Origin of the sequence: uncultured Methanobrevibacter sp., from assembly GCF_947169325.1 — an archaeon.
Classification (GTDB): domain Archaea; phylum Methanobacteriota; class Methanobacteria; order Methanobacteriales; family Methanobacteriaceae; genus Methanocatella.
Map to the genome: position 1 here is coordinate 1 of NZ_CAMVPN010000097.1, position 7,375 is coordinate 7,375.

The window sequence follows — 7,375 nt, forward strand, 5'->3', positions numbered from 1 at the left end:
TGACAACACATTTTCCCCAACTTTTAATTCCCCCGCCCAAATGGATGGCATAGTTTTGGTAGAATCTGGAATTGTAAATTTTCATGAACCCCCTGTTGTTATATACTCCCCCACCGCGTGTTGCGGAATTATTGGTAAAAGTTGAATTTTGAACTATGAAATCGGCAAATACATTATATACACATCCTCCTTCATTAGCAATATTGTTTGTGAATGTGGAATTGATGACTTTTAAATTACCATAATAATTATCGATTGCTGCACCTTCAGTAGCAGTATTTCCATCAAATAATGTATTATAAACCGTTAACTCTGCATTTCGCATGCTATAAACCGCTCCACCTCCAGCATTATTATTTGATATTATTGAATCATAAATTGTAAGGATACCTCTATTTTCAATTGCCGCACCATTTGAATCTGTGTAGCCGTTGGTTAATGTTAAATTAATTAAAGTTACCTGAACATTCGATGAAACAACAAAAATATTAGACTTATTATCTGCATTCAAAACTGTTTTAGATGATTCATAACCACAAATTGTAATATCCTTATTGATGTTGATTGCTGATCCGTTTCCTGAATATGCCTTATCTTTTAGGAATATTGTATCTCCAGCACTTGCATTGTCAATCAGGAATTGTATTGAATTGAAATCATATGTTTCTTCTTCAGCGGAAACTTCACCCACAAAAGCATCTGAAGAGATTTCAGTCATGTTACTAGCGCTCTCTTCAGCATAGACCACATTGACCAGCAATACGGATAAAATTAATGTAAATAAAAATATTGCTTTAAGAGTTGGTTTTTTAATTTGAATCACCTCAAAAAATATAACCTAATGAATATTATGAAAAAATTAATGTCAAAAAAAGAAAAAAAAGAGATAGTTGTTTTATTTTTTAACAACTATTCTTCCTGTTTTTGAAACTGCTTTGTAAGCTCCGTCGCCTGCGAATTTAGCAATGTAGTTGAAAGTAGATACTTTAGTTAATTTCACAGTAATGGTTGCTATACCTTTGGAATTGGTTGTACCAGTGAATGTAACACCGTTTACTCTAATGGTTACTTTTTTACCTGTAAGTAAAGTTTTACCTGATTTTAAGGTAATAGCCACTTTTTTAACTGCGTTTACTTTGAAAGCTTTAGCAGGAGCAGTAATAGTGGTTGCTTTTTTATTAATGGTAATTTTTCCAACTTTTTGTGATGCAATGTATTTACCGGTGTCATCGATGAAAGTTGCGTATGCGTATTTGGTACCTGCACTAGCGTATTTGATTGAAGTAGATCCATTACCATTTTCATCAGTAGTGATGACAGCTTTGTTTACTCCATCAATGGAAATAGTTACGTTTTTATTAGCAATAGCATTGCCGTCTGCATCTTTTAAAGTTACTTTTAATACACCAGAATTACCAGCGAAAATGGTTAATGAGTTAATGGTTAATTCACTAACAACAGGTACGAGATTTGGTAATGCAATGGAAGTGGTTGCATCAGCGAATACTTTATCGTTTAAGATGCTGATTACAAGAGTTTTTCCTGCTTCACCAACAATAGTGAAAACACCATTTTCATCACTTTCAGTGGTTCCGTTAACATCACCGATACTGTAACTAATGGTTTGACCATCAATAATAGCACCTTTAGCGTCTTTTAACACACCGGAAACAGTATTATCTGCAATGGATGTGATTTCAAATACTGGAGTTGGTTTTTCACCTTTAGGGATTACAACATCACCGTCTTTTACATACCAGGTTGCTGGATTGGAAACCCAAGTGGTGTCCCAGAATACAACAGAGTTCATACCTTCTTCTAAAGTATTACCGGTTACGAGAATATCTCCAACAGGGTTTAATTCACCGGCTCTTGCTAAGATATGTAATAATACTACGGATTGTGAAGGAACATCTGAAGTGTATTTGGTAACTGTGTTTCCGGTAACATTAATGTTACCTAATTCACTTAAACCACCGTGAGCTGTGTTTCCTGCTTCAGCAGCAACGAGAATGTTGTTTTCGATAGCTGCAAATTCATTGTCGATGATTGCAATTCCTGCAGCGGATTTTTGGATACTGATTACAGGCAATTCATCCCATTTAATGAAGTTTCCTGTTTTAGCATCGGTTCCTTCAAAGTAACCGATATTTTTGAATTTGTTTCCTTTAATTAAAGTACCGCTGGTGGAAGCACCACCAAAGTAAATTGCATAAGAGTTACCAATGAATGTGTTGTTGATTACTTGAGCACCACCACAACCAGATGCAAGAGAGATTGCATCAAGCATAGGGCCGTCAAATGTGTTGTTAATGATAGTTGGGTTTTGTGAACCCATCACACCAACAGCCTTAGTACCTTTTTCCACATTCACTTGAGGGTCGTTACGTAAGTAGTTGGTAACACCAGTAAAGTATGAATTTTTAACTACAATGTTATTTGCTTGTTTTTGAATCCTAACACCATGGTTAAAGTCAATAAAAGTACAATTATCAACTACACCATTGGAAGCACCAAAGAAACGAACACCCCATCCTTTAACCTCATTAGCATTCTTAGTAGCATCATCATAATAAGTCAAAACACTATCAGGATTAGTATCTATGAATACAATACCTTGGATAGTGACACCATTAGCAATCACATTGAAAATACCATTGCCGGCACCATAGCCTTTAATAACAGTATTTCCATTACCTTTAATGGTAATATCGGCTACATTAATATCAAATGAACTATCTGAAACATCATAAGTTTCAAATACACCTAAATCAATTGTATCTCCTTCAATAGCACTAGAAATTACAGTACTGATAGCTTCAGAAGTATTTGCTCCAGGAGAGATTGTACGGGCAGCTAATGGTTCTTCAATAGCTGATTCCTCTTGTACATCAGCTACAACATCATCAACTGCAACAGCATCCTCTGAATCAACAGATGCAATAGCATCAGCTGCATCTTCTGCAGAAACTGAACTAACAGATAATGCAATTAAAAAGACTAACAGAAGAGATAAAAATACCTTCTTGTTATCCATAATTTTTTCCACCTTAATAAATTTTAATTATACTAATATGCACTTAAAACAGCCAAAGTAATATTTAACTTGAAAAAATTTTTATTGAATACTAGTACAATTATTAATTATAGTCGATGTGTAATATAAATATTATCGTTTTTATTCCCAATATAAAAAAAATATTTTACAAAATATAAATCATCTAAACAAAAATATTCCAATTATTATAAAGTTAAATATTAAATATCCTTATTTTATTAAATATTTTAAAAAAATATTAATTTATTCAAAAGATATTTTTAAAAAAAATATTAAACTTTAATTAAGTATATAACGTTAAATAACATAATAAGAAAAAATTAACCAAATAAGTATGAAAAAAATAGTAATTATTTGTTTATTAAATAAAATAAATTAAATTCAATCTATTTTAATTATATTAAGTATTATTTTATTGTTATTTGAAAAACAATATAAATATAAATATATAACAATAAAAATATTAATAAAATTATTCAATTAAACTTCAAGGAGGTGGAAAAATCAAGTCAAATGTAAACAAAATATCAATCGCGATGTTATTGGTTTTATTGATGTTGTTTATCAATATATCAGTAGTGAATGCATCGGATATTCACAATACAACAATTTCAAGTTCAGATTCAGTTGAAGAAAAATTTTATATCAGTAATGAAAATATTGTTGAATTTAGTGAGAGTTATGTGAATTCATCTTCCGAACTAATGGACAAGCTAACTGATGATGGTAATAACGAAGAAATACTGATTGAACCCGGCACTTACCGCCTCCACAACATAACAATAACAAAAAATATCACTTTACAAGGAAATGGAAACCCAATGGACATCATTATCGATGCTGAAAGGCAATCCAGCATATTTCTTATAAGAAATGATGCCGTCCACGTTACATTCAAAAACATAACATTCATCAATGCGGATGTTGTGGGGTTTGGTGGAGCAATATCCATGGAAACAGGACATGTTTATGTGGACAACTGTATATTTACCAATAATACGGCCAGTGTTAATGCAGGAGGCATTTCAAATTACGGAAATTCAGAAAATAAGGGATACTTATTTGTGAATAATTCACTATTTATCAACAACCACGCGGATCATGACGGTGGTGCCGTAACAACATGCTATGCAAATTCAGACATTTACAATTGCGTTTTCATAAACAATTCAGCCCACAGGGATGGAGGTGCAATACGCGTGAGCGTGCAGGGTTACGGCAATGTTCAGGAGAGCATATTCATGTATAATCATGCCGATGAATGGGGTGGTGCCTATTATAGCTGGTCAGGTACATCCAATATCGAAAGATGCATCTTTTTGAACAACACTGCAGGAACAAATGGTGGAGCAGTGATGGTTTCAGGAGACATTAATATTGAAAACTCCATCATCGTAAACAATAGCGGAGGCGAAACTGGAGGATCATTTTACATCCAGCAGCCAATGTATGATGCAAGAACCGTGATAAATGTCCATGATAACCTGATAACAAACAATACTTCACCATACGGACAGGAAATATACATCTACTGGAATGACACAAGACATCTCTACACCAAATTCAATGATAATGATTGGGGAGACGAAGACCCGAATGATCCGTCCGTAATCGATCCAAGAAATGTGACTCCAAGAAGCAAAGTGACATCAACCAAAAAATCCAATTTGCTGAATACATTAAGCATGGATTTGTTATTGAGATATGGGGACCTGATTGGTGGCTATTTCCCAGACGGCTATCTTGATAAGATTGAAAAAGAAGGAAATAGCAACGAAAATAACCCCCTTGATAACGTTTCCACTGACGGGCAAAATTCAAAAACAAACACCACAAACGACAATCCGAATATCGTAAATCGTGAAGACGGCAAAACACAGCAAAATGCGATGAACCCTACAACTTCCTCAAATATCATAGGCAATAATCAGATTAATGCAAATAACACAATGTTTGAAAACGGCGATGAAAATAATGAAATTGCAATTGGAAATTCAACATCCGTCGGGGCGGAAAATAAAGCTTATGAACTAAATAAAAGCGAATCTGCCGTTAAAACAGTAACCCCACATATAAACTATTACATTTTTATATTCCTAGTAATTGCATTAATTGCATTAATATTCGGATATAAAAGAGAAAAAGCGAAAAACAAATAGTGATTAAACTATTTGTCTTTTTTTATTTTATTAATTTATTATTTAAGTCCCGTGCAACCAGATAATAGTATACATAAAAGCCTAACCAGAAAATAGCTGCAAATACGCAGGCTATGGCAATCCAGGTTATTATCGGACCAATGCCAAACTCAACAGGCATCCATTTCAAATATATGGCTATTGCAAACAGTGCTCCCATTCCTATGACCATCTGGAAAATGACCTGGAGCGGCAATGCGATATCTTCCCGTTCATATATTAAGCCGCTTAATGAAAATGCCCATCCAACAACAATTGATCCCAAAAATGCATTTATTATTTCAACACCGCTGAAAGTTACATTTTGAGGGCCTAATTGGAGAGAACCCAAGACCATAACCAGCATTACAACAAAACATCCTACAAAAGCACCTAAGCTCAGTCTTTTAATTAAATCCACTTTCATATTCCCACCTACAAATCCAAAGCCTCTTTAAATCCTGGCAGATATTTCCTTGAGATATTGTCCTTCAAGCCATTCTTAAGTTCTATAAACATCATTCCCTTAAGTGAAGGGGCGACTCTTTCTACCTTTTTCAGATTGACGATAGCTGCTTTTGAAATGCGCACAAAATCGCCTGTTAAACTCTCTTCAACCTGATACAGTGGCTTTTTAATCAGATATTCCTCATCCTCAGTGTAAACCTTGACCTGTTTGTCCTCGACTCGGAACATGTATATTTCGCTGAATTCCAAAAGTGCAATGTCAGACCCCTTTTTAACTGCCAGCATTTCATTGCTTTCTTCACTTTCCAGAATTGACATTGCCTTAGTGATATTGTCTGTCAGTTCATTGGTGTGAATATCCGCATAAGGCTCTTCAATATCCCTTGAAACAAATAAGTTTACCTTCATAATCTATTTCCTTAATTTTTCCATTTCCTCTTGAATCTTTTGTTCTCTGTATGCCTCAGTGTCAAATTTATCAGCGAACACGAACGCCTTTAGGAAATCCACAAATACTCCTATACCCCAGAAAAATACAGGGAACAGTACCCACCAGAATTGGGGAGTAAATATTGCATTGATAACCGCCAAAAATGCGTTGACGATTACATATATCTTTAAGTTTTTAAAGAATTTGATTTTTGCATCCGCTCTTTGTTCAGCCAATGCCCGTAGATTATCACTCATTTAATCACCCATTTTAGAAAGTTCTTTACTAATCATCTTTTCCCTGTAATCCCAAATGGAATAGGCCTTAAAAAAGTCATCTAAAACATCTAATCCCCAGAAAAACATGACAAAGAACAATAGCCAAAAGCTTTGTAGGAATGCAAAGCAAATAATAGCTATTATAGTATTTACAATCAGATATTTATATAGATTTTCTTGAAATTTGATTTTCGCATCAACTCTTCTTTCCGCTTCTTCTCTAATATTCATGATATCACCATTCGATAGTAATAGTTGGTAAGGTAATATATAAATGACTATTTGGCGATGTGTTCAAGATGCAGAATAAGGTTACTGAAATGCAAAAAACAGGAATTAAAAATAAAAATAGAAGTAGCTATAATACAGCTACCAGATAATATAAAATAGCAGTTAGTGCAGGAACTGATAAATTGTCAATTCCACCATAACTTAAAGCTTCACATATTGTTGCAACAGCAGAAATTGCCAGGATGTAAACAATATTGAATTCAGGCATCACACAACCGATTGAAGTGAAAACCATCCATACGAATACACTCATTACAGAGGTAACCACGAACATTGTAAGTGACCCTTCAAGAGATTTTGTACCTCCGAATACAGTGTATTTGACCTTACCGAATTTTTGGCCAATCAATGCTGCAAATCCGTCACCATATACCATAGGAACAATAGCTAATGCAACAATCCAAATATAGAATTTAGGATCTTTTGCAGGAGCAATCATGGTAAATACTGCTATCAAAATTGTCCAAATCAATGCATAGAAGAACAATCCCAATGCATGGCCTGATTCGGTTACGCTGTTTTCTATCTTGATTGGTGAGTATTCAGTCAAGAAGAACAAGCCTATTGTAATCGGCAGTGTTAAAAACCAAACCATTACCCATGGATCTGAGAAAAATGGCATGGCAAATATCATGTTACCTACCATAATGTGTAAAAATTTACGTGAAACTTC

7 protein-coding genes and 1 pseudogene are annotated in these 7,375 nt (G+C 34.2%); 1 reads left to right on the plus strand and 7 read right to left on the minus strand.

Going from position 1 to position 7,375, the window contains the following annotated elements; all coding sequences use genetic code 11:
• Together Q0W26_RS10505 and Q0W26_RS10510 are read right to left on the minus strand one after the other, a co-directional pair.
• Positions 1-823 (minus strand): annotated as a pseudogene (locus Q0W26_RS10505) (hypothetical protein); the annotation flags it as partial.
• 72 nt (positions 824-895) lie between these two features.
• Positions 896-3,037 (minus strand): right-handed parallel beta-helix repeat-containing protein, encoded by a 2,142-nt coding sequence (locus Q0W26_RS10510; protein ID WP_298524989.1) that lies wholly within the window; start codon positions 3,035-3,037, stop codon positions 896-898.
• A 575-nt stretch (positions 3,038-3,612) separates the two neighbouring features.
• Here Q0W26_RS10510 and Q0W26_RS10515 point away from each other — a divergent pair.
• The gene (locus Q0W26_RS10515) at positions 3,613-5,217 is read left to right on the plus strand and encodes a hypothetical protein (RefSeq protein WP_298524993.1); all 1,605 of its coding nucleotides are present in this window, start codon (positions 3,613-3,615) and stop codon (positions 5,215-5,217) included.
• A gap of 22 nt (positions 5,218-5,239) precedes the next feature.
• Here the strand turns inward: Q0W26_RS10515 and Q0W26_RS10520 are convergent, their stop codons facing one another.
• The 5 genes from Q0W26_RS10520 to Q0W26_RS10540 all read right to left on the minus strand — a co-directional run.
• Positions 5,240-5,662, minus strand: coding sequence for a DUF3021 domain-containing protein (locus Q0W26_RS10520; RefSeq protein WP_298524996.1), 423 nt, complete (start codon positions 5,660-5,662; stop codon positions 5,240-5,242).
• An 8-nt stretch (positions 5,663-5,670) separates the two neighbouring features.
• Positions 5,671-6,111: a LytTR family DNA-binding domain-containing protein gene (locus Q0W26_RS10525; protein WP_298524998.1), complete on the minus strand. Its 441-nt coding sequence runs from the start codon at positions 6,109-6,111 to the stop codon at positions 5,671-5,673.
• Positions 6,112-6,114: 3 nt separating this feature from the next.
• Positions 6,115-6,390 carry a 2TM domain-containing protein gene (locus tag Q0W26_RS10530; protein ID WP_298525001.1) on the minus strand — a complete coding sequence of 92 codons (276 nt, stop codon included), beginning with the start codon at positions 6,388-6,390 and terminating at the stop codon, positions 6,115-6,117.
• Entirely contained in the window at positions 6,391-6,642 is a 252-nt protein-coding gene (locus tag Q0W26_RS10535; protein WP_298525004.1) for a 2TM domain-containing protein, read from the minus strand. It lies immediately after the preceding gene.
• Between the two features lie 127 nt (positions 6,643-6,769).
• A partial coding sequence (locus tag Q0W26_RS10540; RefSeq protein ID WP_298525007.1) for a diacylglycerol/polyprenol kinase family protein occupies positions 6,770-7,375 on the minus strand: 606 nt, incomplete at its 5' end.

Coding starts and splice junctions, on each gene's coding strand:
- Q0W26_RS10510 (WP_298524989.1), bottom strand. CDS start 3,037: ATGGATAACAAGAAGGTATTTTTATCTCTTCTGTTAGTCTTTTTAATT.
- Q0W26_RS10515 (WP_298524993.1), top strand. CDS start 3,613: ATGTTGTTTATCAATATATCAGTAGTGAATGCATCGGATATTCACAAT.
- Q0W26_RS10520 (WP_298524996.1), bottom strand. CDS start 5,662: ATGAAAGTGGATTTAATTAAAAGACTGAGCTTAGGTGCTTTTGTAGGA.
- Q0W26_RS10525 (WP_298524998.1), bottom strand. CDS start 6,111: ATGAAGGTAAACTTATTTGTTTCAAGGGATATTGAAGAGCCTTATGCG.
- Q0W26_RS10530 (WP_298525001.1), bottom strand. CDS start 6,390: ATGAGTGATAATCTACGGGCATTGGCTGAACAAAGAGCGGATGCAAAA.
- Q0W26_RS10535 (WP_298525004.1), bottom strand. CDS start 6,642: ATGAATATTAGAGAAGAAGCGGAAAGAAGAGTTGATGCGAAAATCAAA.